A 24,781-nucleotide genomic window follows, 5' to 3' on the forward strand; every position below is an offset into this window, starting at 1 on the left:
GGCCATCGGCTGCATCGACTTGCGCTTGCCATCCAGCATCAGCCCGCGCAGGTACAGCTCGCCCTTAACCCGCTGATCCCGGCGGGCCAGCGAGCCCAGCATCTGAGCCGCGAACGCCTCCAGACGCGGCCGGACCTCTTCCATCTCCTCAGGTGTCACACCTGAAAGAAGATCACAACCTTACTCCTGCTTGATCACCCGGGGTAGCTAACAAAGCCCTACTAGCAAGAAGCCCGGGGAGAGGGCTGGAAGCGGCGGACGAGGGGGCCGGGACCCGGACGGGGTCCCGGCCCCCCTCGCGCGGGTCAGTCCTTGATGGACACGATCTTCCGCGTGGCCAGGTCCGCCTGGACGAAGATCCGCGTCGTGTCGCTGCCCCAGGTCAGGGTGGCGGTGGCATGGGTCTTGCCCATGCCGCTGCCGGTGGAGGTGACCTTCCGCTTGAGCGGCACGTTCTGGGCGCGCAGCACGCCGTTGGCGTGGTGGGCCTCCTCCCATGTCGCCAGCTCCGCCTGGAGCGCGGGGGAGAGGTAGAAGGAGCGCAGCCGCTCGGCCGTCGCCCCGTCGCCGTCGTAGACCGCGTCGATGTAGGACCCGTAGAAGTCGGCGATCCGGGTGAAGGCAGCCTCCGGGCTGCCCGATACGGAGGGCGCAGCGGCGGTGGGGACCGCCTCCGGCGCGGCACCCCCCGCGGTGGCGGAGGCGGTGGTGCCGAAGGCGAGCGTGAGTGCGGCGGTGGCCGCGAGAGCGCCGGCGGCGGTGCGCCTGGACGGGAGCTTGAACATCGTCTGAGCCTTTCCCCGTGCTGAGTGACTGCACTGACCGACGCCGCCCCGGCCCTGCCCGGTTCTCGTAATGTGCGAAATGGCCGAAATGTAACGCCACAGGGAGCACGGGCCAGGTGGGAGGCATCCACCGCACCGCCGGACCCCGTACACCGGCCCGATCGCGCCGCTCGTCCGGGGACACGAACCCCTCAGGCGGAATGCCGGACCGGCCGGGGGAGTTCGTACCAGCGCGACACCCGATTCCGGACGCACTGGAGAGCTCATGAAGATCGGCATCATCGGCGCAGGGAACATCGGCGGGAACCTCACCCGCCGGCTCACGGCCCTCGGACACGACGTGTCCGTGGCGAACTCGCGCGGCCCCCAGACCCTGACCGCGCTCGCCGAGGAGACCGGCGCCACCCCCGCCACCGTCGCCGAAGCGGCGCGCGGCGCCGAGATCGTTGTGGTCACCATCCCCTTCAAGAACGTGCCGGACCTGCCAGCGGGCCTCTTCGACGAGGCCGCCGAGGGCTTCAGCGTCATCGACACCAACAACTACTACCCGCAGCAGCGCGACGGCCGGATCGCCGCCGTCGAGGACGAGGGGCTGACCGAGAGCCGGTGGACCGAGCGGCAGCTCGGGCACCGCGTGATCAAGGCCTTCAACGGCACCTACGCCCAGGACATCCTCGACCTGCACCGTCCGGCCGGCGCCCCGGACCGGATCGCACTGCCCGTCGCGGGCGACGACGAGGCCGCCAAGAAGGCCGTGCGCGCCCTCATCGACGACCTCGGCTTCGACACCGTCGACGCCGGAGGCATCGACGACTCCTGGCGCCAGCAGCCCGACACGCCCGTCTACGGGCTCCGCGCGGGCATCGACGAGGTCACCAAGGCGCTGGCGGAGGCTTCCCCGGAGCGACCGGCGGCCTTCCGCGGCTGAGGACGTGCGCTGCCCGCGCGGGCTAACCTGGTCCTCTGCAAGGGGAGTTCGGCATCACGGGGGCTGCCCGCGGCACGGGACACAGGAGGACGGATGCTGGCCGAGTCACTGACGGCGCTCGCCGGCGCGGGCGCCACCGCGCTGATCGGAGCCATGGCCACCGACGTGTGGCAAGGGGCCCGCGGCGGGGCCGTCCGGCTCTTCGGGCGGGGCGGCGAGGCCCGCGGGGCGGCGATCGGCGCACAGCTCGACGAGGACGCCGCCCTCGTCGGCCGCGCCGAACCGGCCGGCGCGGACGAGATCCGGGCGGAACTGCTGCCCGTATGGCGTCGGCGGCTGCTCCTGCTGCTGGAGGAACACCCCGGCTCCGAGGGCGAGTTGCGCGAGCTGGTCGCCGGCGTGCAGAGCGGCCTGCCGGCCGGGCGGCAGGTGTGGACGCAGTCGAACACCGCACGCGACCACGGAACCCTCTTCGCCGTGCAGGGCGGCAGCCTCCACTACCACCAGGCGGCCGAAGGGCAGGTGCCACCGCCCGCCGACGAGGGCGGCGCGGACGGGACCGGCTGACCGTGGACCTCCCCGACGAGGTCCACCAGGAAGTCCGCGCCGTCGCCGGCTTCGCCTACGGCGCGGTCGGCGCCGACATCCACGTCTTCGGCGACGGCACCCCCGTCTACCTGCTGTACGCGCGCGACAGGTACGGCGCCGCGGACGCCCTGCGGCGGGACTCGGCCTGGCTGCGCGCCCAGCCCAGCCGGATGCTCGACGCCCGCAGCGAGATCGTGGAGTTCACCGGCCGCGAAGCGGAGCTGGCCCGGCTGCGGGAATGGCGCGAGCAGCCCGCCCGGTCGGCCGCACGCTGGCTGCACGGACCCGGCGGCGCGGGCAAGTCCCGCCTCGCCGCCCGCTTCGCCGCCGAATGCGCCGACGCCGGCTGGCTCGTGGTGGACGCCGTACACGGCACGGACACCCACCCGCCCGCCCAGGGCAGCCAGGACCTGCGCACCGACCACCGCGCCGGGGTGCTGGTGCTCGTCGACTACGCCGACCGCTGGCCGGACGCCCACCTCCGGTGGCTGTTCCACAACGGGCTGCTCCTCGGCGAACTCCCCGCGCGCATCCTCCTCATCGCCCGGTCGGTGCGGCCCTGGCCCGCCCTGCGCGCGCAGCTCAGCCGCCAACGGCGCGCGACCGACCTCTCCGACCAGCCGCTGGACCCGCTCTCCGGTCAACAGGGCGAGCGCGGCAGGATGTTCGAGGCTGCCCGGCGCAGCTTCGCCGCCCACTACCCGGACCCCGCCGCCCTCGACGACCTGCGCCCTCCGTACCAGGACCTCGCCCGACCCGACTTCGGGCTCACCCTCGCCGTCCACATGGCCGCGCTCACCGCCGTCGATGCCCGGGCCGGCGGCCGGGAACCGCCCGCGGACCTCACCGGGATGACCGCGTACCTGCTCGACCGCGAACACGAGAACTGGCGCCGGGCGGGCGAGCCCGACACCGCTGACAGCGCCGGCGCGCGCACCACCGGCACCACAGGTGCCGAGGACGGCGACCGCCGCGCCCTCGACCTCGCGCGCGCCGTCTTCACCGCCGTCCTCACCGGCCCGATGCGTCGCGACACCGCCCACCCGCTCCTGGACCGGCTCCTGCTGCGCACCCCGGCGGACCGGATCCTGACCGCCCACGCCGTGCACTACCCGCCCACCGACCCGGCGGCCGCCCACGTACTCGAACCGCTGCTGCCCGACCGGCTCGCCGAGGACTACCTGGCCCTCACCCTCCCCGGCAGCCCCGTCACCGGCTACCCGACCGACCTGTGGTCCGTCACCGCGACCACCCGCATCCTGCGGCGCGACGCAGGGGCCGCGCCCGCCTGGACCCCCCGCGCCCTGACCTTCCTCATCGCCGCGGCCGAACGCTGGCCGCACATCGGCCCGGCCGTCCTCTTCCCGCTGCTGCGCCGCGACCCCGCCCTCGCCGTCCGGGGCGGCGACGCGGTACTGACCTCGATCGCCACCCTGGACTCCGTGGAACTCGACGTCCTGGAGGCCATCGAGCCCCTGCTGCCCGCGGGCGACGTACGGGTGGAGGCAGGCGCCGGGGAACTCGCCCTGCGCCTCGCCGCCCACCGCCTCGAAGGAGCCGTGGACCGCATGGAACGGGCCCGGCTCTCCAGGGAGCTGGTCTCCGCCCACCTCAAGACGGGCCGCCCGGGCGAGGCGCTCCCGCACATGGAGGAGGCCGTACGCCTCAGCCGGGAGGCAGCCGAGGAGGATCCGGCGCACCGGTCCGCGTACGCCGACGCCCTCCTCAACCTCGGCGGCCTCTTTCTCCAGGAGATCGCCCCCCAGCGCCGGATCGACCTCCTCCAGGAGGCCATCGGGCTGATGCGGGAGCACGGAGAGGAGGCGACCGTCCTGGGAGCCCTGGCCCAGGCGCACACCCGGCTGGCGCTGGCGCTCTGGGAGGCCGGGGCCCAGGGGGCCCACGAGTCCGTGGCGGAGGCCGAACGGCTCTTCGGGGAGGTGATGGACCGCGACCCCCTCCTCTGGTGGTCCTTGGCCGCGGACGTGAACCGCCTGGAGATGGTGAACGGCTTCCTGCTCGCGGTGTCCGGACGCTCGCTGGAGGCGGCCGCGGGAGCCGGGGCGGTGGTGGAGTACACCCGCCAGATGGCGGACCTCCATCCCGCACGCTACGGCGAGGACCTGGCCTCGGGCCTCAGCATCCAAAGCCTGCACCTGTGGAGCGCGGGACGGTACTCCGAATCCGTCGACGCGCTCCTGGAGGCGCTCCACCTCTACCGTCAGCTCGGCGAGGTCCGCACCCCCTACGGGGACGTGCTCACTGCCCGGCTCGACGACGCGGCGGCCAAGCTCATCGCGCTGGGGCGGCACACCGAGGCCGTCGCGATCGTCGAGGAGAGCCTCGCCCGGCACCGGGAGCGCCTCGCCCTGGATCCGGACACCGCCGCAACCGCAGGGGCCGAACGCGGTGCCATCGGCCGTGCGCTGCTCTACCTGCGGGAGCGCCGCGGCGCCGACCGCCTGCCCTGGGGCACGCCGGCGGAGATCGACGAGGCGGCCGAGCACCTCGTACGGGCCGCCGACCCAGAGGGGCTGTGGGGCCTCATGCGCAGGATCCCCGTCACCGACGCGATCCGGATCGCCCACCGCCACCCGCCCGAGCACTGGGCCCCGCCCGAGGACGGCCCCGGACGCCGCCTGGCCGCCCGGCTGACCTCCCGGCGCCACCGGCCGCAGGCCGCCGGGCGCACCGCCCGGGCCGCGGCCGCGCGGGCGGTGTGGCGCCTGCCCCACCGCGACGGCCCGGTCGCGCCGGACCGCGTCTCCTTCGCCCCCGGGGCGCCGGTCATGACCTGGGAGACGTACCGTCCGCGCGGAGCGCGCCCCGGCGGGGCTCACGCCACGCGCATCGACGTGTACGACGTCTCCTCCCGCTCCCGCCTCTGGTCCGCTGATCACCACGGCGTGGACAACCACGCGGTGAGCTGCCTCGGGCCCGACGCGGTCCTGGCGCTGCGTACGGGCGGGCACGGGGCGGCCCCCGAACTCGTCCTGTACCGGCCGGGCCGGGCGGAGGTCCTGGCCCAGGGCCCCGGCCTCACCGGGGCCCGGACCTTCGCCACCGCCCGCGGGTTCGTCGTCCTCCTTCGGCGCGAGCCCGTGGCCCTGGTCGGCACGGTGGGCCGGCCGCTGGAGCTGATCGACCTGTACGACCTCGGCCTGGAGCGCTGCACCGTCCACGCCGTCGACCCCTCCGGGCACCGGCTCCTGCTGGCCGGCGACCGCAGCGCGATCCTCACCGACGCGGGTCTGGAACCGGTGACCGCTCCCGGCTGGTGGGCGGTGCCCGAGGAGCACGGCACGGTGGAGGCCGCCGTCTTCCTCTCGCCCGACGAGTTCGTGACCGCCGCGTCGACGGGTGGCGTCTACTTCTTCCAACAGGAGTCCGACCGGCCCATGGTGACCGGCTGGAACGCCCCCGGACCCCGCCTGGAGCAGCTGTTCGCCGTCCCGGGGTGGCGCGTCGTCGGCGGGCGGGCCCCGGGCGGGCAGGCGACGTACTTCCACGACGCGGTGGGCCTCGCCCCGGTGCCGCAGCCGCGTCCGCTCGACGGGCCTTCGCGTGGTGCCCCGCACCTCGTGACCGCCCCGCCAGGAGGCCGCCATGTGCTCCACGGCTCCGCCCTGCACGACCTCGGCGACCCGCTGTCCTTCGCCGGACGTCCGCTCGCCTCGCTGACGGCGGCCGACCGGGCGGCCCTCGGCGCCTACCTCGACGGCGGGCGGGCCCCGTACGCCGCGATCCGAGAACTGCTGGAGCTGGTACGGGATCTCGGGTCCCCCTTGTGACCGCCGCCGACCGAGGAGAGTGACCGCGATGTTCCGAAGGAAGCGCGCCAAGAGCAGCCCGGAGAGCCCGGAGAGCCCGGAGAGCCCGGAGAGCCCGGAGAATTCGGATTACCCGGATTACCCGGAGAACCCGCCGGCGGAGCCCGGGCCCGGGACTCCGGCGCATCCGCTCGACCTGCGGCTGGACGAGCCCGACGACGCACCGGTCCACCTCAGCATGGACGCCACCCTGCGGATGCGCGACGAACTCGCGGAGGCGGAGCGGCGGTTGGGCCCGGGCCACGAGGACGTCCTGCGGCTGCGCCACAACTATGCCTTCTTGCTCTGCGTCTGGTCCGCCGCTGCCCCGCCCGGCGACACGTACATGCTGGACCAGGCGATTCCGCTGCTGCTGGAGAACCTGAGCCATCAGTCGGCGACCCTGGGCCCGCAGGCCCACGACACCCTGGTCACCCTCCACGGCATCGGATCCGCCCACCTGTCGGCGGGGCGCCCCGCCGAGGCAGTCCCGTACCTCGAACAGGCCCTGGAGGGCAGCGAGCGCAGCCCGGACCGCGACGAGGAGGAGAGCCTCACCTGGCGCGAGAAGCTGTCGGACGCGTACGCGGCGGCGGGCCGCGCGGACCGGGCGATCGCCCTGCTCGAGGAGGCCGTGACCGGCAGCAGGCGCCTCCTGCCGCCGGGTGGGGACCGGCTGGAGGCCCGGAAGCGGAAGCTGTTCATGGCCTACCGCGCGGCGGGCCGGCTGCCCGAGGCCATCGCCCTGTGCCGGGAGATCGTCGCCGACGTGGAGCGGTTCTACGGCCCCGGCCACCTCGACACCTACATCTGGCTGGACAACCTGGCGCACGTCCACCACGATGCCCGGGACCTCGACGCGGCCATCGGCTGCTACGAACGGGTCATCGACGGCTTCGAGCGCATCCACGGAGCCGACAGCGACGAGATCTCCTACCGCTATCACAACCTCGCGATCGCCCACCTGGAAGCCGGCCGGCCGGAGCGGGCCCTGCCGTACCTGAAGGCGGCCCTCGCCGCGCGCGAGCACAGCCTGGGCCCCGACCACGTGGGGACTCTGGACCCGCTGATCACCCTCATCTCGGGCTACGACCAGGCCGGGCGGATCGACGAGGCGATCGCGGCGACCGAACGGCTCGTCGCCGCCCTCGTGCGCATCGGCGGCCCCACGCACCCCAAGCTGCCCGAAGTGCACACCTACCTCGACCAACTGAGGCGGGCCCTCCCCGAGGGCGCCTCCTAGGAGGCGCCCCGCTCCAGCAGGCCCCGTACGAAGGCGGCCTGGCCGGCGTGCTGGAGATCGTCGGACAGCACGCTGACCAGGCGCACCCCCAGGGTGACGGGCGGATCCCAGCGCTCGTCGACCACCCGGTCCAGGTCCGCGGCGGCGAGCCCGCGCACGAAGCGCAGGCTCTGCTCGTGGACCGCGTCGTAGTACCCCAGAAGCAGCTCGCCGGAGTCGACTCGGACGGTGCCCACCTGGCGGGCGGTGTGACCGTACCCGGTGGCCGCGGCGGGCAGCGGCAGGTCGAACCGGGCCGCCCAGCCGCCGGCCTGCCAGACCTGTTCCAGGTCCCCGGCGTCCGCCACGTGGTCGTCCTGGATCCGGGTCAGGTGCCAGACCAGCCAGGTGATCGAGTTCGCCGCCGGGTCGACGCGCGCGTTGAGCCGCTCCGCCGATAGCCCTTCCACGGCCTCGTGCACGATCTCCCGGATGCGTCCGAACCCGTCGGCGATGATGTCCGTAGCCTTCATGCACCCACCATGCGGCGCCCCGCGCGTCAGCGCACGGCGTCGGCCTTCACGGCATCCGGCTGTCGGGCATCCGAGGTCTCGGCGGCCGTCGCCGGCTGTGCCGAGCCGCCGGCCGAGGCCGCCACGGTCCCCTGTCCGCCCCGCAGGCCGAGCCAGCTGATCACGGCGACGAGCGCGAAGGCGGCGGCCCCGATCCCGAAGGTGAGGGTGAATCCCGACTCGGCCGGCAGCGGGGGGACGCCCGCAGGCAGGTGCTCGATGGTCTTGGACGCCAGGATGGTGGTCACGATGGCGGAGCCGATCGCGCTGCCCGTGGAGCGGGAGATCGAGTTGATGCCGTTGGCGATACCGCTCTGGTGGTGCGGGACGCTGGCCATGATCACGGCGGGCATGGCGGCGTAGCCGAAGCTGACGGCCGCGCCGACGACCAGTCCGGCGCCGATCACCGACGCGCTGTGCTGGTGGTCCAGGGCGAGCCAGGCGAAGCCGACGGCGCCGAGCGCGGCGGCCAGGCCCAGCGCCATGCGCGGACCCCGATGACGGACGAGCTGGCCGCCGATCGGGGAGGCGAGGAGCGAGACGATCGCGCCGGGCAGCAGGAACTGCACGGAGGCGCGCAGGATGGAGGCGTCGAAGCCGTAGCCGGTGAGCGCCTCGGGCATCTGGACGAGGTACGAGACGCCCAGGAAGTTCGCGAACATGCCGAAGCCGACGAGGATGCCGGCCAGGTTGGCCATGAGCACCGGGCGGTGGACGAACATCCGCATGTCGACCAGGGGCTCGCGGACCTTGCGCTCGACGAGCACCCAGACGGCGGTCATGACGGCGGCGCCGGCGAAGCTGCCCAGCGTACGACCGGAGGCCCACCCCCACTCGTGGCCCTGGGAGATCGGCAGCAGGAGCAGCAGCAGGGCGATGCCGAGGGTCAGCGCGCCGAGGAAGTCGGTACGGCCGCCCGTCTTGTGGCGGGTCGCCGGGACCAGGAAGACCACGGCCAGCAGGGCGAGGGCCGCGAAACCCGTCGCCATCCAGAAGGCGTTGCGGTAGTCCGCGTCCGACCCGGAGGTGAGCAGTCCGGTGGCGACGAGCGCGAGGCCGCTGCCGAACGCGAGCGTGCCGCTGACCAGCGCCATGGCGCCCGGCAGCTTCTGCGGACGGACTTCCTCGCGCAGCACGGAGAGGGCGAGCGGGAAGATCGCGGTGGCGGCTCCCTGGAGCACCCGGCCCAGGATCAGCAGCGGCAGAGAGGTCGCCAGCGCGGCGATGACGGATCCGGCGACCATGACGCCGAGCACGGCCACCAGGGTCGGCTTCTTGCCGTGCTGGTCGCCGAAGCGGCCGAGCAGCGGGGTGAAGACGGCCGCCGACAGCAGGGTGGCGGTGGTGACCCAGCTGACGTTGGCGGTGGAGGTGCCGAGGTCGTCGCGGATGAGGCCCAGGATCGGGACCGGCAGGGTCTGCATCATCGACACGACCATGGCGGCGAGGCTCAGGGCGAAGACGATGACCGTCTCGTTCCGTTGCCCGGCTGCGGCCGGGGCGGCGGCGGGGGAGGGGGTGCTCATGGCTGGGAGACCTTCTTCGTGCTTCAGAGCTTCAGGACGCAGATGTTTGATGTCATCAAGTAACTGAACCGAAGGTAGACCTCAATAGTTAAAGTGGTCAAGTAAACAATTGATAATGTCAATCAATCTGAGTAGGCTCGAGGCATGAGCGACACCGCCACGCACGCCCCCTCCAAGCTCCAGCTGCTGGAGCTGCTCGCGGCCATCGGCACCGCCCAGTGGCGCGACTTCGCGGCCGCCGCAGCCCACCACGGCCTCACCTCCACCCAGGCCAGGGTGCTGGCCCAGCTGAACGGCCCGCTCCCGATGCGCGGCCTCGCCACCCTGCTGGTCTGCGACGCGTCGAACGTGACCGGCATCGTCGACCGCCTGGAGGCCCGCGAGCTGGTCCGCCGCGAACCCGACCCCGCCGACCGCCGCGTCAAGAACGTGGTGGCGACGGACGCGGGCCGCGAGGTCATCCGCCGCGTACGGGAGGAGATGCAGGTGACGCACGGCGCGCTCGACACCCTGGACGAGACCGAGAGCGCGACGCTCTACGCCCTGCTGGAGCGGCTGCGCCCCACGATGGAGAAGGAGGCCTCCCGCGCATGACGGGAGAGGGCGGGTTCCGGATCCTGCGGGCGGCCGACCGAGCCGCCACGGCCTGGAAGAACGGCGGGGGAGTCACCCGGGAGATCGCGGCCCGGCCCGAGGGCGCCGGCCCGGAGGACTTCGTCTGGCGGGTGAGCCTCGCCGAGGTCGCCGCCGACGGGCCGTTCTCCGTCTTCCCCGGGGTCGACCGCACGCTCACCCTCGCCGAGGGCGCGGGCATGGACCTCACGGTGGCGGGCGTACGCCGCCTCCTGGACGAGCGGTTCGCGCCCCAGGACTTCGCCGGGGACGTCCCGACCGACTGCACGCTCGTCGCGGGCCCCGTCGTGAACTTCAACGTGATGTACCGCAGGGGCGCCACCGAGGCGCAGACCGCCGTGGTACGGGGCCGGCTCGGCCTTGCCGCCGCGGCCGGCGAGACCCTGCTGGTGGTCGCTCTGGACGGCCCGGCCGAGGTTGAGGCCGAGGTCGAGGCCGAGGCGGCGCGGGGTCCGGTCACCGTCGCCCTCGGCCCGTACGACGCGGCCCTGGCGACGGGTCCCTTCACCGGCCGCCTGCGGACCTCCGGGCGCGCGGCGGTGGTCCGGCTGCGGTAGCGGCCGCCGCCTCCCCTTGATCGCGGCCGGTCAGCGGACCCCGAGCTTCACCCACTTCGCCGTGCTGGGGACGCCCTTCGCGTTGAGCAGGAACAGCATGTAGTACCCCGGCGGGGCGTCGGCCGCGCTCGGCGGCGTCCGGAGCCCGATCGTGTTGCCGTGCACGCCGGTCCGCCGGAGCTCCAGGTGGCGCTGGCTGGTGTTCACCGAGTGGGTCACGGTCGTCGGCGCCAGCAGCACGGCGCGCGCGACGTCTCCGGGCGTGGCACTCGACACCTGGAAGGCGGCGTCGTAGGGGAGTTCGCCGCCCGGCACCCGGTCGAGGGCCGGCCGCGGGCCCCGGTGCAGGTAGGCGGGCTCGTAGAGCTCGATGCTGCCGTCCATTCCGTCCCCGATGTCGGGGTCGTTGGCGATCTGCTGGAGCTCGTCCCCGGTGACCAGCATCCGCCCGTCGGGCATGACCAGGGCGTTGGAGTGGTAGCCGCGCGGCAGCCGCTGGGCCGGACCGAGCCGCCAGTGCCCGCGTGCGTCGCGCAGCTCGATCTGCCGGTACTTCGGATCGGCCTTCGGATTGAACGGCCCGTTCCCGTAATCCCGGGTGTCGAGGGCGCCGTTGACGGTCAGCAGGGTGCCGTCCGGCAGGATCAGCGTGTCGTCCTGCGTCCGGCCGAAGGCGCGCGGCTCCTCGATGGTCCAGCGGCCGCCGGACAGCCGGTACGTGAGCGGATCGCGCGGGTCGCCGCCGAGGACCAGCACCGAGTCCGGACCCCGGAATCCGGCCGGCAGCGGGACGGCCGAGCCATACCCGCGGAAGTCGGCCGGCCGGCGGGGCAGGTCGGTGCGCACCTCCTTGACCGGGTCGAACAGCCACTGCTGGTCGGCGTCGCGGCCGAGCCCGTAGATCATCCCGTCCCGCAGCGAGAAGAGGTGCGGATAGTCGTTCCGGAAGGGGGCGTCCGCCCGGAGCCGCTGCGAGGCGAGGTTCAGCGGGATGTCGTACGGGCGCCAGGGCACGGGGTGGCGCAGGGACGGGAAGCGCTCCACCACCGGGGTGGGGGTGCCCGTACCGCGTTCGGACTGGCCGGACATGATGATCTGGCGGCCGTCCGCCCCCGTCACGGCCGACGGGTACCAGCGGCCCACGGCCATGTCCCGGTTGCGGTACCAGAGCTCGGTCCACGGGTCGAACACGAAGGACAGCTTGGCGCCGCTGCCGCCCTTCCCGCCGACGTTCCCGCCGAAGACGCCGACCATCCCGTTGGGGAGGAAGGCGTGTCCGGCGCAGAAGAACGGCGCCGGGCGCGGCGCGTAACGGCCGTCCGGCATGAGGACCGTCGGCGGGGGCACCTTCTTGAAGGACCGCGGCCCCGTCCCCCGGGCCGGGTCCCACAGGTAGGCGCGGCCCGCGTTCGTCACGCCGACCGTGTTGGTGGGCCCGGTCTCCTTGGTGGGGTCGGCCTCCACGCGCTCGAAGGAGAAGAGCAGCACCTTGCCGGTCGGCAGCAGGGCCACGTGGACCCCGAAGTCGGGCGAGGGGAAGAACTCCGTGAACCGGCCGAACTGCGCAGGCGCGAGACCGGTGTTGGTCTTGAGCTGCGACTCCTGGAGTGAGGCCAGGCTCGCCGTGCGCTTCGCCTGCGGATAGGAATGGGTGCCCTTGGCGGCCTCCCGCAGGCGTGCGTGCGCGCGGGCGTGATTCTCGCCGATCACGGCGGCCTCGACGGCCTCGTCACCCTTCGGCTCCGGCCCGCCGACGGGTTCGGTGTGGCCGCGCGGGGGGCGCGGGGGGCGCGGGGTGTCGGCGAGGGCCGGGGCGGGGCTCACCGCCGTGAGGGCCACGGCGGCGGTGATCACCCAGGCCGCCGACACGAGGGCGGACCGATGGGCGCGGGGCAGGGGTCTCCTCATTGCGCCGATATTAGAAGAAAGGGGATCTATCCCACCGATGTGACGCGAAGTGGAGCCATCCAGACGTCCGTTATGTGGCGAATGAACGTTTCTTCGGTGAATCGCTGCGGCCATAGAGGTGAGTCCGCGTACCCGTCGGCCGCCCCGAGCCGCCGCGGACCGCTATCCATGTCCTCGTGATCAAGTCGCTCCGTACCGGATTCACCGCAGCCGTCGTGACCGCAGCTCTCGTCACGCTCTCCCCGTCGGCCGGGGCCACCGCCTCGGCTCCCGCCGTCAAGGCTCCCTCCGACCAGGTGACCGTCGACGTCGCCTCCGTCAACGGATCGGGCTGCCGTCCAGGCAGCGCCGCCGTCGCCGTCTCGCCGGACAACACGGCCTTCACCGTCACCTACAGCGAGTACCTGGCCGAGGCGGGCGGCGGCGCCCCCGCCACCGCGGGCCGCAAGAACTGTCTCCTCTCCCTCGTCGTCCGCGTCCCCCAGGGCTACACCTACGCCGTGGCCAAGGTCGACTACCGGGGCTTCGGCAGCCTTCAGGAGGGTGCGATCGGAACGCAGAAGGCCAGCTACTACTTCCAGGGCATGAGCCAGACCGCCCAGCGCACCCACCGGTTCACGGGCACGCTCGAGGACAACTGGCAGGCGACCGACACCACGGGCGTCCAGGCCCTCGTCTTCGCCCCCTGCGGCGAGCAGCGCAACTTCAACATCAACACCGAGCTGCGCGCCGAGGTCGGAACCTCCGACCCGGACAAGACCAGCTTCATGGCGCTCGACTCGACGGACGGCAGCATCAACAGCGTGTACCACTTCTCCTGGAAGCAGTGCCCGGTGCGGAGCTGATGCAGGCAGGCGCCCACCCGACGCGCCGGGGCCCGTCACCGCGGGCCCCGGCGCGTCGGGCCGTACGCGTCCGGCCGTTCGGGCCGCAGGGGTCCGGCCGGTTGCGGCCCGAGGTCGGTCCCGGCCTCAGGCCGAAGCGCGCCGCACCAGTTCCGTGGCGGTGATCACCGGTCCGGCCGCGGTGCCCTCGCCCCCGTCCCCGTTCAGGGTTTCCAGCAGCAGCCGCGCCATCAGCCGCCCCATGCCCTCGATGTCCTGGCGTACGGTCGTCAGCGGCGGATCGGCGCTCTCGGCCACCGGCTCCGCGTCGTCGAAGCCGACGACCGCCACTTCCGCCGGCACCGCGCGGCCGGCCTCCCGCAGCACCCGCAGCGCGCCCGTGGCCATCAGGTCGTTCGCGGCGAACACCGCGTCGATGCCGGCGCCGCGCTCCAGGAGTTCGGCCATCGCGCGGGCCCCGCCCGCCACGGTGAAGTCCCCCTCCACGACCAGCTCGGGACCGGCCGCCGGCAGTACGTCCCGGTAGCCGCTGAGCCGGTCGGCCGCCGAGGTCTGGTCGAGCGGGCCGGCGATGTGGGCGATCCGCTCGCGCCCCCGCCCCAGCAGGTACCGTACGGCCGCGCGGGCCCCGCCGCGGTTGTCCGCGTCCACGTACGCCACGCCCTCGGGCTCACCGGGGGCGGTCCAGCCCGGGCGGCCGCCGTAGACGGTGGGCATCCCGATGCGGCGGGTGATCGCGGGCAGCGGATCGTCGGTGTGCAGGGAGAAGGCGAGCGCTCCGTCCACGTGGCCGCCCGCGAGATAGCGCTCGATACGGTCGTAGTCCCCGCGGTCCTCCACCAGCAGCAGCACCAACTGGGTGTCGTGCGCGGTCAGTTCCTTGCTGATGCCGCGCACCTGGCGGGAGAAGAAGGGATCGGAGAAGATCCGGACCTCCGGCTCGGCGATGATCACCGCGACGGCGTCCGTGCGCCGCGTGACCAGGGTGCGGGCCGCGGGGTTGGGCACGTATCCGAGATCCCGGACGGCCTCGCGCACCTTGTCCACCAGGTGCGCGCGGACCCCGTCACCGCCGTTGACGACGCGGGACGCGGTGGCCCGGGACACCCCGGCGCGCTCTGCCACCGCCTCCAGCGTGGGGCGGTTCCCGGGATGCTGTACGGGCACGGGCGCTCCTCCTGGATGTCCGCAGCCGGTCGCCCGGCCGGGCAGCAGGGTAACCCGTACCGCCGGGAGACGCGGGGCGCTCCCGGCGGCCGGGCCCGTCACCAGCCGATGCCGAGGGTCAGGGAGGTCGGCGGGCCGGAGTTGGAGAGGATCTGGACGGTGGACTGGTCGTGGATGTCGTCGTAGGGGAAGCCGGAGGCCCGCTGGTTCAGGCCGACGGTGTGGAAGAAGCCGGCGTAGTCGTTCCCTGCCGGGCCGGTGTAGTACGCCGCCGGGCTGTACCAGGAGGCGGTGTCGAGGGCCACGCCGCGGCTGAACGCGGCGCAGAACTCCGCGCCGAGCTGCTTCTCGGTGTCGTTGCCCGAGGCCAGCGCGCCCGCGCAGGCCATGACGCGTATCCGCTGGAGGTCTGGCGCAGCCGCGAGGTCATCGGGAAGCCGAACTGGTCGACCTGGGTGGTGTTCCCGCCGAAGGCGACCTGCCCGTGCACGTAGGTGTACTCGTACCAGTCGTAGTACACGTCGGCGTTGGGGTCGTTCGGGTTGCGCGGGTCCGGGGCGCCCCACCCCCGGTCGTCGGGGGAGACCGGGATGTACACCGGCGAGCCGAGGGAGACGTAGATCCGGCCGCCGCGGATCGAGGTCGGTGAGGGCACGGTCCCGCCGATTCGGGCGGCCGTGAAGGACATGTCGGGGTAGTCGACGCCGTTCTTGGTCAGGTGCCCGGGGGCGGTGGCGTCCTGGTGGCTGATGGGGGCCATGGTGCCGTCGGGCTTCATGTACGACCACTGGCCCGGGGTGACCTGGCCGAGGAGGGTGACGAAGATCTGTGCATCGGCGTACGCGCCGCGGGTGTCGTTGCGGAAGGTGATCGGGAAGCTGCCGGCCCCGCCGCCTCCGGCCTCGCCGCCGGCCGCCGTCGGGGCGAACAGCGCGGTGCCCGCCAGGGCGAGCAGGACGGTCAGCAGGATCAGGGGGATCCGGCCGGGGCAGTGGAGCGGGTGGAGCGCGTGGGGGGTGTTCACGAGCGCGTCCTCCTGGGTCCGGTCAGTGTCCGAAGTCGAACCAGTTGACGTTCACGTAGTCGGCGCTCTGGCCGCTGGTGAAGGTCAGGTACACGTCGTGCGTGCCGGTGACGCCGCTGATGTTCGCCGGCACCGTCCGCCAGCTCTGCCAACCGCCGGTGTCGGCCACGGAGAAGCTCCCGATCGGCGCGCTGGAGCGGCTGTCGAGCCGGACCTCGACGAGCCCGCTGACCCCGCCGGGCGCGCCGGAGGCGACGCGTCCGAAGAACTGCCGCGCGGCCGTCGAACCGAAGTCGACGCCTTTGTAGAGGGCCCAGTCGCCGTTGCCGATCGTGCTCAGGTCCTGGCCGCCGCCGGTGTCCGAGGTGGTCTCCTTCAGCACGCCCGCCTGGCCGTCGTAGGACTCGGCCTGGATCGCGGAGTACGCGTCGCGGCTGCCGGCCGGAGGGGTGCTGGGGGGAGTGGTGGGAGTGGGGGGCGGGGTCGTGCCTCCGGTCGAGCGCAGGACGGACACGTAGTCGACGACCATCGGATGGCCGGGCTCGGTGCCCGCGTCCGGGCCGCCGCCGAAGGCGTTGGGGAACCCGCCGCCCATGGCGACGTTGAGGATGATGAAGTAGCCGTGGTTCGTGGCATTGGTCCAGGTGGCGGCGTCCACCTGGTTGGCCCGCACGGTGTGGAAGGTGATCCCGTCGACGGAGAAGCGCATCTCCTCGACCGCCGTCGACCGGTCCCACTCCACGGCGTAGGTGTGGAAGCCGCCCTGGCAGCTGGTGGAGTGGGGGGTGCACCGTTTGAGAGCGCTCTCAAACTCGCGCCGCTGGACACTGTGCTGCCCGCCCCTGTGGGCGTGAAGAGATTGAACCGGGAAGGGCGGGCGGGCCAAGGGAGTTCACACGTTGAACGCTCGTCCATCGCTCACGATGGCTCACGGGCCGCCTCACCGGCGGCCGGCCGGCCGGACGCCGACCGATCGCTGCTCCGGCCGCTCGCCGGCCCCCGCGCGAAACCCCGCCGCCGGTGGGCCGGTCCGCCGCATCACCTTCACCCGTGCGGCTCAGCCCGCCGTGCTCAGTGCGGCCGGCCGATGACCTCCTCGGCGCCGGGCAGGTCGTACACCGAGGCCGCCCTGCCGGTGAGCGGCAGCAGCCCGTCGAGCGGGCACGGCACCGGCATCTCGTGGTCGACCTCCCACTCGCCGACCGTGCTGCCGCGGCCGCCGCGGTCGGTGGTGCACACCGCGTAGAGCCGGCCCGCGCAGCCCCGGCAGAGCAGGGCCTCGCGGCCGGTCACGGCTGGCCCGGGGACTGCGTCGCGGCCGGCAGCGGACGAGGGCGCCCGCACCCGCCCAACGTGCCGGGTCCGCCGCGCGCTTGTAGCGTCGGTCGCGTCAGGAGTCCTGGTGGTCCGACAGGAATCCGCCGGCCGGTGCGCATCCGCGGCACACGCCCCCAGGGCGCGCCGAGCCACCTGAGCGCAGCCCGCGCGGGCGGCGGGACGGACGGTCCCTCGCGCCGCGGCAGGGCGCACGCGAAGCCCCCGTACGAGAGGCCGTGCCGATGCAGAACGACGTACCGATATCGAGCCTGCTGCGTGTCGAGAAGGGTTTGGCCGCCCCCGAGGAACTGGCCGCGATCGCGGTGGTGGTGGCCTGTTGCGTGCGCCGCGCCGCCGCCGGGGCCCGCGAAGCGGCGAGGGGCGGCCCGGGGCACGGCCGCCGGCGCCCTGCCCGGCCGCCCGCCGGCTGCTGGGCGGGCTGCTGGGCCTGTCGCTGAGCCTGTCCCCGAGCCCGTCGCTGAGCCCGTCGCTGAGCCCGTCGCTGAGCCCGTCGCCGAGCCGGTCGCCGAGCCTGCCCCCGGGTCCGTCGCGGGCTCTGTCGCTGAACCCCGGCCGCCGGCCGCGCGCACGGCCGGCGGGAGGGGGAGGGAAGGGGTCACGTCCGGCGGAGCACCGTGGAGAGGACCTCGAGCAGCGTCGCCCGGGGATCGGCCACGGCGCCCTCCGAGCGCCACGCCACGAACCCGTCCGGGCGCACGAGCACACAGCCTGCGGGATCCATCGCGTGGGCCCCGGCCCAGTCGGCGCCCTCCTCCTGGCGGAGGTCGGCGCCCGGCCCGGAGCCGATGGTGTAGGCGTCCAGCCGCGCGGACAACTGCGCGGCCGCCAGCCGCGCCGCCCCCTGCCAGGGCGTCCCCGTGCCGCTGAGCAGCACGAAGGAGCGCTCGTAGAGGTCGAGGGTCGAGATCCGCTCACCGGCCCCGCCCCCCGATCCGGTCCCCGCCCCCGTCCCGGCCCCGGCCCTGGTCAGCCACATGTGCGGAGCCCGGGTGCCGGTGTCACCCGTCAGGCGCAGCGCCTCCGGGATGACGGGACGGGACGGGTCGCCTCCGACGACCGCGCCCGTCGGATAGCAGTAGCCCATCGCCGTGGTGAGGACCCCGCTGCCCGGTCCGCCGCCCATCGTGGGCGGCGGCGCGTACCCCGGGTGGCTGTGCTCCGCCGAACGGGCCGAGGCGCGCTCGCTCGTGGCCCTGGCCACCGGCAGCCGCTCCGCCTCGTACGTGTCGAGCAGCTCCATGCCCGCCGAGCCGTCCAGCACCGCGGCGATCTTCCACGCCAGGTTGTGCCCGTCCTGGATGCCCGTGTTCGAGCCGAAGGCCCCGGTCGGTGACATCTCGTGGGCCGCGTCCCCCGCCAGGAACACCCGTCCGGCCGAAAACCGCTCCGCCACCCGTTCGGCGGCATGCCACGGAGCCTTGCCGCCGATCTCCACATCCAGGTCGGGGACCCCGATCGCTTCGCGGATCTGGTCCACGCAGCGCTCGTCCGTGAAGTCCTCCAGCATCTCGCCCCGGTCGGGGTGCCAGGGGGCGTGGAAGACCCACTGCGTCCCGTTGTCCACGGGCAGCAGCGCCCCGTCCGCGCCCGGACGCATCAGGTAGCAGACGATGAAGCGCAGATCGCCCAGCACCTCGGGGAGCCGCTCGGAGCGGAAGGTGACGCTCACGTTGTGGAACAGCTCGCCGTTGCCCGTCTGGGGGATGCGCAGCTGCTCCCGCACGGGGCTGCGCGGCCCGTCCGCCGCGATCAGGAAGTCCGCGCGCACCGTGGTGTGCACGCCCGTCTTGAGGTCCTTGACCACGGCGCTCACCCCCGTCGCGTCCTGGTCGAAGCTCATCAGCTCGGTCGAGAACCGGACGTCGGCGCCCTGCGCGCCGCTCTGCGCGGCCAGCACCGGCTCGATGTTGTTCTGGCTGCACAGGCACCAGCCGGTCGGGCTGAACCGGCGCAGCGCGCGCGACGGGTCGATGGACTTGATCAGCCAGTTGTAGTTGCCGCCGGTCAGCGACTCGGCCTGCAGAATGCCCTGGTTGTCCTCCAGTACGGACGCCGCCCGGCGGATCGCGTGCTCGGCCCCCGCCGTGCGGAAGAGCTCCATCGTGCGGGCGTTGATCCCGCGCCCGCGCGGGTGCGCGGACGTTCCGGAGTGCTTCTCGACCAGCAGGTGCCTCACTCCGTGGCGGCTCAGGAAAAGCGAGGTGGACAGGCCCACGAGGGAGCCGCCCACGACGAGAACCGGTACGCGAATATCGGCGTTGTCTTCCATCAGCTGCGGGCTCCTGTTTTCTGTGTGGGGGAGTGGACTGTTTATGCCCCCGATCGTCGATGAGGCCCGGTTGATTCGCCGGTTGTCACCCGCTTGATCCCGACATGTAGCGGTACCCGCCCACCCGGATGACGATGAGCGACAGCGGCTCCCCCTGAGATGCGCCGGCCCCGCCGTCCCTACCGAGACGGCCGCCGACCGGGCGGACGCCACCGGTAACGGACGAGGGGTCCGTACGCGATGGATCTCCACCCCCTCATGAAGGAGTGAGTAGATGACAACCACCCAGTCCGAACGGGTGTCGCAGTCAGCCTTCGACGGCTCCATGCTCCGGGTCGTCCTGCTGATGGATCTCCACGAGGGAACCCAGCAGCAGTTCTTCGAGGCGTACGAAAAGCTCCGCAACGACATCGCGTCGGTCCCGGGCCACATCAGCGACCAGTTGTGCCAGTCCTTCGAGAACCCGTCGCAGTGGCTCATCACCAGCGAGTGGGAGAGCGCCCCGCAGTACCTCGCATGGGTCAACAGCGAGCACCACGCGGAACAGGTCAAGCCGCTGGGCGCCTGTGCCCGCGCCATGCGCCCGCTCAAGTTCACCGTCCTGCGCGAAACCGGACGCGGCTACGACCAGGCGGCGCGGCCGGCCACCGCACGGCTCCAGCCCGCGCCCCGGCTGGGCGCGGGCATCGTCCGCCACGCCCTCACCTTCACCGTCAAACCGGGCAGCGAGGAGCAGGTCGCGGCCATCCTCTCGGACTACGCCTCCCCGGCGGCCCGCGTCGACGACCACACCCGGCTGTGCCGCACCTCGCTGTTCATGCACGGCAACCGCGTCGTACGCACCGTGGAGGTCCAAGGCGACCTGATGGCCGCCCTGCGGCACGTCTCCGAGCAGCCGGAGGTGCGCGCCGTCGAAGAGGCCATCAACCCCTACCTGGAACAGGACCGGAACCTCAACGACCCGGAATCGGCCCGGATGTTCTTCATGCGCGCCGCGCTCCCGGCGGTCCACCACATCGCCGCGCCGGAACCGGAGTCCGCCGACGTGCACCGGCACGCGTTCTTCTACCCGGCCAAGCCCGGCTGCGGCACGGTGCTCGCCAAGTTCCTGGCCCGCCAGGACGAGGCCGCCGCCGGCCGCCCCGGCAGCCCCGTTCGGAGCAGCAGCATCTTCCAGCGTGACGACATCGTCGTGCGCCTGATCGATGTGCGCGGCCCCTTCGAGGCCGAGCCCGAGACGACCTTCGGCGTCCGCGGCCCCCGCAAGGCGGCCGTGCTCGGACGCCTGATGGCCGAGCACGGCGAGCGCGTCCGCGCCGCGCACCACACCATGAAGCTGATCACCGACCGCCGGGCACCCGCCCAGTCCTGATCCTCTCGGTCCCCCACCCCCCAGCCCCGTCCAGGCTCCCCACACGCCAGGAGGAACCCGCCATGACCAGACAGCGCCCACGCATCGTCGACCTCAGCGAGACGCCGCCCAACCGCCGGCGCGGCGGCGACCTCAGGGCCGTGCTCACCCCGACCTCGGTGGGCTCCACCAGCGGCTTCATGGGCATGGCGATCATGGCCCCCGGGGAGTCCATCGCCGAGCACTACCACCCGTACTCCGAGGAGTTCGTGTACGTGGTCGCCGGCCGCCTGGAGGTCGACCTCGACGGCGAGACCCATCCGCTGCGCGTCGACCAGGGGCTGCTGGTCCCCCTCAACGTCCGCCACCGGTTCCGCAACACCGGGGACACCGAGGCCCGCATGGTCTTCCACCTCGGCCCCCTCGCCCCGCGCCCCGAGCTCGGCCACGTCGACACCGAAGAGGCCCCGCACCCGGAGAGCACCGCCTGGGCGCAGCCCCCGGACCGCACGGGAGCGGTCTCGTGACCGGCCGCCGGGTGGCCGTCACCGGAGTCGGGGTCGTCGCCCCCGGCGGGATCGGCGTCTCGGCCTTCTGGGACCTGCTGTCCAACGGCCGTACGGCGACACGCGGCATCACCCTCTTCGACCCGGCCGGCTTCCGCTCCCGGATAGCCGCGGAGGTCGACTTCGACCCGGCCGCGCACGGCCTCGGCCCGGCCGAGACGGCCCGGGCGGACCGCTACATCCAGTTCGCCCTGGTCGCCGCCCGGGAAGCCCTGCTCGACGCGGGACTCGACCTCACCACGGACGAGGCCTGGCGGACCGGAGTCTCCCTCGGCACGGCCGTCGGCGGCACCACCCGCCTGGAGCACGACTACGTCGCCGTGAGCCAGTCCGGCGCCTGGTGGGACGTGGACGAAAAGCTCGCCGGGCCCTACCTGCACCGGGCCTTCACGCCCGCCACCCTCGCCTCCGCCGTCGCGGAGCAGACGGGTGCGCGCGGCCCCGTGCAGACCGTGTCCACCGGCTGCACCTCGGGACTCGACGCCATCGGGTACGCCGTGCACTCCATAGCCGAGGGCCGGATGGACGTGTGCATCGCCGGCGCCTCGGACTCACCCATATCACCGATCACGGTGGCCTGTTTCGACGCCATCAAGGCGACCTCGCCGAACAACGACGACCCGGCCCACGCCTCCCGGCCGTTCGACGCCGACCGGGACGGGTTCGTCCTCGGCGAAGGCGGCGCCGTCCTCGTACTCGAAGAGCTGGAACACGCCCGCGCCCGCGGTGCGACCGTCTACTGCGAGATCGGGGGCTACGCCACCTTCGGCAACGCCCACCACATGACGGGGCTGACCGCCGAGGGCCTGGAGATGGCCCGTGCCATCGAGACCGCCCTGGACCAGGCCCGGGTTACCGCCGGCGAGATCGACTACGTCAACGCGCACGGCTCGGGAACCAAGCAGAACGACCGCCACGAGACGGCGGCGGTCAAGCGGGTCCTGGGCGACCACGCCTACAAGACGCCGATGACCTCCATCAAGTCCATGGTCGGTCACTCCCTCGGCGCCATCGGGGCGATCGAACTGGCGGCCTGCGTGCTCGCCATGACCCACCAGGTCGTACCGCCGACGGCGAACTACGAGACGCCCGACCCCGAATGCGACCTCGACTACGTGCCCCGCACCGCCCGCGCCTGCAAGCTGCGCAACGTGCTCTCGGTCGGCAGCGGCTTCGGCGGATTCCAGTCCGCCGTGGTCATGACCCGGCCGAAGGAGGAGGTCTCGTGACCAGCCGTACGGTCATCACGGGCATCGGGGTCGTCGCGCCCAACGGCGTCGGCGCCGGAGCCTTCTGGAAGGCCACCCAGTCAGGGGCGAGCGTGCTCGACCGGGTCACCCGGGCGGGCTGCGAACACCTGCCGCTGCGGGTCGCGGGCGAGGTGCGGGGCTTCGACCCCGGCACCTTGGTCGAGGACCGCTTCCTCGTCCAGACGGACCGCTTCACCCACCACGCCCTCGCCGCTGCCGACCTCGCCCTGGAGGACGCCCGGCTCGGGCAGGCCGACTACGCGGACGACCCGTTCTCCTTCGGCGTCGTCACCGCGGCCGGGTCCGGCGGCGGCGAGTTCGGGCAGCGCGAGCTGCAGCACCTCTGGGAGCAGGGCCCCCGCTACGTGGGCCCGTACCAGTCCATCGCCTGGTTCTACGCCGCGAGCACCGGCCAGATCTCCATCCGCCGCGGCCTCAAGGGCCCGTGCGGGGTCGTCGCCAGCGACGAGGCGGGCGGACTGGACGCCTTCGCGCACGCGGTCCGGGCGATCCGCCAGGGCAGCCGGGCGATGCTGGTCGGGGCCACCGAGGCGCCCCTCGCGCCGTACTCGATCGTCTGCCAGCTGGAGTACGAGGGCCTGAGCACCCGGGAGGACCCGGAGCGGGCCTACCGGCCGTTCACCGCCGATGCCTGCGGGTACGTCCCCGCCGAGGGCGGCGCGATGTTCGTCGTCGAGGACGAGGCGGAGGCCCGCCGGCGCGGCGCCCCGGTCCGCGCCGTACTGGCCGGCCACGCCGCGACCTTCAGCGGCACACAGCGGCCGGACGCGTCGGGCGAGGGACTGGCCCACGCGATCCGGGGCGCCCTGCGGGAAGCCGGCTGCGCACCCGAGGAGATCGACGTGGTCTTCGCGGACGCCCTGGGCACGCCCGAGGCCGACACGGCCGAGGCGCAGGCCATCGCCGACGCCCTCGGCGCCCACGGGCGCAAGGTGGCGGTCACGGCGCCCAAGACCGGCACCGGCAGGGCGTACTGCGCGGCGCCCGCCCTGGACACCGCGGCCGCGGTCCTGGCACTGGAGCGCGGCATCGTCCCGCCGACGCCGAACGTCTTCGACGTGTGCCACGACCTCGACGTGGTGACCGGCGCCGCCCGCCCCGCGGAGCTGCGCACCGCGCTCGTGCTGAGCCGGGGCCGGATGGGCTCCAACTCCGCGCTCGTCCTGCGCAGGGGCCCCTCGGCGCCCCTGTAGCGGGACACGTCAGGACCGCACGGTCCCCTCGTAGGAAGAGAGAACCCCCCATGTCCGACCGACTGACCCTGGAGGAGCTGGCGGCGCTGATGAAGACCGCCGGCATCACCGTCGACCCAAGCGAGCTGGCGAGCCGTCCCGACGCGGCCTTCGACGACTACGGCCTCGACTCGCTGGGCCTGCTCGGCATCGTCGGGGAGCTGGAGAACCGGCGCGGACGGGCGCTGCCCACCGATGCCGACCGCTGCAAGACCCCCCGCGAGTTCCTCGACCTCGTCAACAGCAGCCTCATGACCGGAGCGTGACATGCCAGGACACACCGAGAACGAGATCACCGTCAACGCGCCCGTGGACGTCGTGTGGGAGATGACCAACGACCTCCCCAACTGGCCGCAGCTCTTCAGCGAATACGCGTCGCTGGAGATCCTCGACCAGCAGGGCGACACCACCCGCTTCCGCCTCACCATGCACCCCGACGAGAACGGCAAGGTGTGGAGCTGGGTCTCGGAGCGGACCGTGGACCGCAAGAGCCTCACGGTCCGGGCCCGGCGCGTGGAGACCGGCCCGTTCGCGCACATGGACATCCACTGGCAGTACTTCAAGGTGCCCGGCGGCACCCGGATGAAGTGGACCCAGGACTTCGCGATGAAGCCGGACGCCCCGGTCGACGACGCGTGGATGACCGACAACATCAACCGCAACTCCCCGATCCAGATGGCGCTCATCCGCGACAAGATCGAGCAGCGCGAACGCGAGAACCGCAGCCCCGCCGTCACCCGCGTCTGAAAGAAAGGCAAGCACCCGGATGCACTCCCCGCACCGCGCTCTCATCGTCGCCCGTATGGCGCCGGGATCGGCCCCGGACATCGCCGAACTCTTCGCCGGCTCGGACGCGGGCGAACTGCCGCACCTGGTCGGAGTCACCCGCCGCAGCCTCTTCCAGTTCGGCGACGTGTACATGCACCTGATCGAGTCGGACCGGCCGCCCGGACCCGCCATCGCGAAGGTCACCGACCACCCGGAGTTCCGGGACCTCAGCCAGCGGCTCACCGCCTACATCAGCCCGCACAACCCGGAGACCTGGCGCAGTCCGAAGGACGCCATGGCCCACGAGTTCTACCGCTGGGAGAAGCCCCCCGCGCAGTGACCCGGCGGCCCGGACGGGACCCGCACACAGGCGTGTGCGGGTCCCGCCGCGTGAGCGGCCGGCACCCCGCACCCCGCACCCC

24 protein-coding genes and 2 pseudogenes are annotated in these 24,781 nt (G+C 73.1%); 15 read left to right on the forward strand and 11 right to left on the reverse strand.

Going from position 1 to position 24,781, the window contains the following annotated elements; genetic code table 11:
- Window positions 1-144, reverse strand: a 144-nt coding sequence (locus J7E94_RS32260) for a transposase (protein WP_251057564.1), incomplete at its 3' end; no start/stop codon positions are given.
- A 161-nt stretch (window positions 145-305) separates the two neighbouring features.
- A complete protein-coding gene (locus tag J7E94_RS32265) occupies window positions 306-785 on the reverse strand; it encodes a hypothetical protein (protein WP_215020376.1) in 480 nt (159 codons plus the stop codon).
- A gap of 160 nt (window positions 786-945) precedes the next feature.
- Here J7E94_RS32265 and J7E94_RS32270 point away from each other — a divergent pair, with 160 nt between their 5' ends.
- From J7E94_RS32270 to J7E94_RS32285, 4 genes are all read left to right on the forward strand, one after another.
- On the forward strand, window positions 946-1,713 hold the full coding sequence (locus tag J7E94_RS32270) for an NAD(P)-binding domain-containing protein (RefSeq protein ID WP_308345604.1): 768 nt from the start codon (window positions 946-948) through the stop codon (window positions 1,711-1,713).
- Window positions 1,714-1,806: 93 nt separating this feature from the next.
- Window positions 1,807-2,280: a hypothetical protein gene (locus J7E94_RS32275; RefSeq protein WP_215020378.1), complete on the forward strand. Its 474-nt coding sequence runs from the start codon at window positions 1,807-1,809 to the stop codon at window positions 2,278-2,280.
- A 2-nt stretch (window positions 2,281-2,282) separates the two neighbouring features.
- Window positions 2,283-6,092 carry a tetratricopeptide repeat protein gene (locus J7E94_RS32280; RefSeq protein WP_215020379.1) on the forward strand — a complete coding sequence of 1,270 codons (3,810 nt, stop codon included), beginning with the start codon at window positions 2,283-2,285 and terminating at the stop codon, window positions 6,090-6,092.
- 28 nt (window positions 6,093-6,120) lie between these two features.
- Window positions 6,121-7,353 carry a tetratricopeptide repeat protein gene (locus tag J7E94_RS32285; RefSeq protein ID WP_215020380.1) on the forward strand — a complete coding sequence of 411 codons (1,233 nt, stop codon included), beginning with the start codon at window positions 6,121-6,123 and terminating at the stop codon, window positions 7,351-7,353.
- On the opposite strand, the gene J7E94_RS32290 is transcribed toward J7E94_RS32285, so the two are convergent.
- On the reverse strand, window positions 7,350-7,865 hold the full coding sequence (locus J7E94_RS32290) for a DUF664 domain-containing protein (RefSeq protein WP_215020381.1): 516 nt from the start codon (window positions 7,863-7,865) through the stop codon (window positions 7,350-7,352). The two genes, J7E94_RS32285 and J7E94_RS32290, sit on opposite strands and share 4 nt — an antisense overlap.
- A 26-nt stretch (window positions 7,866-7,891) precedes the next feature.
- Window positions 7,892-9,430: an MFS transporter gene (locus J7E94_RS32295; RefSeq protein WP_215020382.1), complete on the reverse strand. Its 1,539-nt coding sequence runs from the start codon at window positions 9,428-9,430 to the stop codon at window positions 7,892-7,894.
- Window positions 9,431-9,574: 144 nt separating this feature from the next.
- On the opposite strand from J7E94_RS32295, the gene J7E94_RS32300 reads away from it, so the two are divergent.
- Window positions 9,575-10,024 carry a MarR family winged helix-turn-helix transcriptional regulator gene (locus J7E94_RS32300; protein WP_215020383.1) on the forward strand — a complete coding sequence of 150 codons (450 nt, stop codon included), beginning with the start codon at window positions 9,575-9,577 and terminating at the stop codon, window positions 10,022-10,024.
- Complete coding sequence (locus J7E94_RS32305; protein WP_215020384.1) at window positions 10,021-10,620, forward strand: HutD family protein; 600 nt, start codon at window positions 10,021-10,023, stop codon at window positions 10,618-10,620. The genes J7E94_RS32300 and J7E94_RS32305 overlap by 4 nt, the downstream gene beginning before the upstream one ends.
- 30 nt (window positions 10,621-10,650) lie before the next feature.
- On the opposite strand, the gene J7E94_RS32310 is transcribed toward J7E94_RS32305, so the two are convergent.
- The gene (locus J7E94_RS32310) at window positions 10,651-12,528 is read right to left on the reverse strand and encodes a glyoxal oxidase (RefSeq protein WP_215020385.1); all 1,878 of its coding nucleotides are present in this window, start codon (window positions 12,526-12,528) and stop codon (window positions 10,651-10,653) included.
- A 176-nt stretch (window positions 12,529-12,704) separates the two neighbouring features.
- Here J7E94_RS32310 and J7E94_RS32315 point away from each other — a divergent pair, with 176 nt between their 5' ends.
- Window positions 12,705-13,373 (forward strand): DUF4360 domain-containing protein, encoded by a 669-nt coding sequence (locus tag J7E94_RS32315; protein ID WP_215020386.1) that lies wholly within the window; start codon window positions 12,705-12,707, stop codon window positions 13,371-13,373.
- 126 nt (window positions 13,374-13,499) lie between these two features.
- Here the strand turns inward: J7E94_RS32315 and J7E94_RS32320 are convergent, their stop codons facing one another.
- The 5 genes and pseudogenes from J7E94_RS32320 to J7E94_RS32340 form a co-directional block, all read right to left on the reverse strand.
- Entirely contained in the window at window positions 13,500-14,540 is a 1,041-nt protein-coding gene (locus tag J7E94_RS32320; RefSeq protein ID WP_215020387.1) for a LacI family DNA-binding transcriptional regulator, read from the reverse strand.
- A gap of 98 nt (window positions 14,541-14,638) precedes the next feature.
- Window positions 14,639-14,929: a beta-1,3-glucanase family protein gene (locus J7E94_RS32325; RefSeq protein WP_251057562.1), complete on the reverse strand. Its 291-nt coding sequence runs from the start codon at window positions 14,927-14,929 to the stop codon at window positions 14,639-14,641.
- Between the two features lie 23 nt (window positions 14,930-14,952).
- A pseudogene (locus J7E94_RS35170) lies at window positions 14,953-15,564 on the reverse strand (beta-1,3-glucanase family protein); the annotation flags it as partial.
- 22 nt (window positions 15,565-15,586) lie between these two features.
- Window positions 15,587-16,342: pseudogene (locus J7E94_RS32335) on the reverse strand (carbohydrate-binding protein); the annotation flags it as partial.
- Window positions 16,343-16,635: 293 nt separating this feature from the next.
- Window positions 16,636-16,857, reverse strand: coding sequence for a hypothetical protein (locus tag J7E94_RS32340; RefSeq protein ID WP_215020389.1), 222 nt, complete (start codon window positions 16,855-16,857; stop codon window positions 16,636-16,638).
- A gap of 266 nt (window positions 16,858-17,123) precedes the next feature.
- Between J7E94_RS32340 and J7E94_RS32345 the strand changes: the two genes are divergently transcribed.
- Complete coding sequence (locus J7E94_RS32345; protein WP_215020390.1) at window positions 17,124-17,339, forward strand: acyl-CoA carboxylase epsilon subunit; 216 nt, start codon at window positions 17,124-17,126, stop codon at window positions 17,337-17,339.
- 158 nt (window positions 17,340-17,497) lie between these two features.
- Here J7E94_RS32345 and J7E94_RS32350 read toward each other — a convergent pair whose 3' ends face one another.
- On the reverse strand, window positions 17,498-19,171 hold the full coding sequence (locus J7E94_RS32350; RefSeq protein WP_215020391.1) for an FAD-dependent monooxygenase: 1,674 nt from the start codon (window positions 19,169-19,171) through the stop codon (window positions 17,498-17,500).
- A gap of 274 nt (window positions 19,172-19,445) precedes the next feature.
- Here J7E94_RS32350 and J7E94_RS32355 point away from each other — a divergent pair, with 274 nt between their 5' ends.
- From J7E94_RS32355 to J7E94_RS32385, 7 genes are all read left to right on the forward strand, one after another.
- Window positions 19,446-20,543, forward strand: a complete 1,098-nt coding sequence (locus tag J7E94_RS32355; RefSeq protein ID WP_215020392.1) for a SchA/CurD-like domain-containing protein — start codon at window positions 19,446-19,448, stop codon at window positions 20,541-20,543.
- Window positions 20,544-20,605: 62 nt separating this feature from the next.
- Window positions 20,606-21,049, forward strand: coding sequence for a cupin domain-containing protein (locus J7E94_RS32360; protein WP_215020393.1), 444 nt, complete (start codon window positions 20,606-20,608; stop codon window positions 21,047-21,049).
- The gene (locus J7E94_RS32365; protein WP_215020394.1) at window positions 21,046-22,317 is read left to right on the forward strand and encodes a beta-ketoacyl synthase; all 1,272 of its coding nucleotides are present in this window, start codon (window positions 21,046-21,048) and stop codon (window positions 22,315-22,317) included. The genes J7E94_RS32360 and J7E94_RS32365 overlap by 4 nt, the downstream gene beginning before the upstream one ends.
- A complete protein-coding gene (locus J7E94_RS32370; RefSeq protein ID WP_308345602.1) occupies window positions 22,314-23,552 on the forward strand; it encodes a beta-ketoacyl synthase N-terminal-like domain-containing protein in 1,239 nt (412 codons plus the stop codon). The genes J7E94_RS32365 and J7E94_RS32370 overlap by 4 nt, the downstream gene beginning before the upstream one ends.
- 50 nt (window positions 23,553-23,602) lie before the next feature.
- Window positions 23,603-23,857, forward strand: a complete 255-nt coding sequence (locus J7E94_RS32375; protein WP_215020395.1) for an acyl carrier protein — start codon at window positions 23,603-23,605, stop codon at window positions 23,855-23,857.
- A 1-nt stretch (window position 23,858) separates the two neighbouring features.
- Window positions 23,859-24,338, forward strand: coding sequence for an SRPBCC family protein (locus tag J7E94_RS32380; RefSeq protein ID WP_215020396.1), 480 nt, complete (start codon window positions 23,859-23,861; stop codon window positions 24,336-24,338).
- A gap of 19 nt (window positions 24,339-24,357) precedes the next feature.
- A complete protein-coding gene (locus J7E94_RS32385; RefSeq protein ID WP_215020397.1) occupies window positions 24,358-24,699 on the forward strand; it encodes a TcmI family type II polyketide cyclase in 342 nt (113 codons plus the stop codon).
- Window positions 24,700-24,781: the final 82 nt, after the last annotated feature.

It is taken from the genome of Streptomyces sp. ISL-94 (assembly GCF_018614075.1).
In the GTDB taxonomy this organism is placed as follows: Bacteria; Actinomycetota; Actinomycetes; order Streptomycetales; family Streptomycetaceae; genus Streptomyces.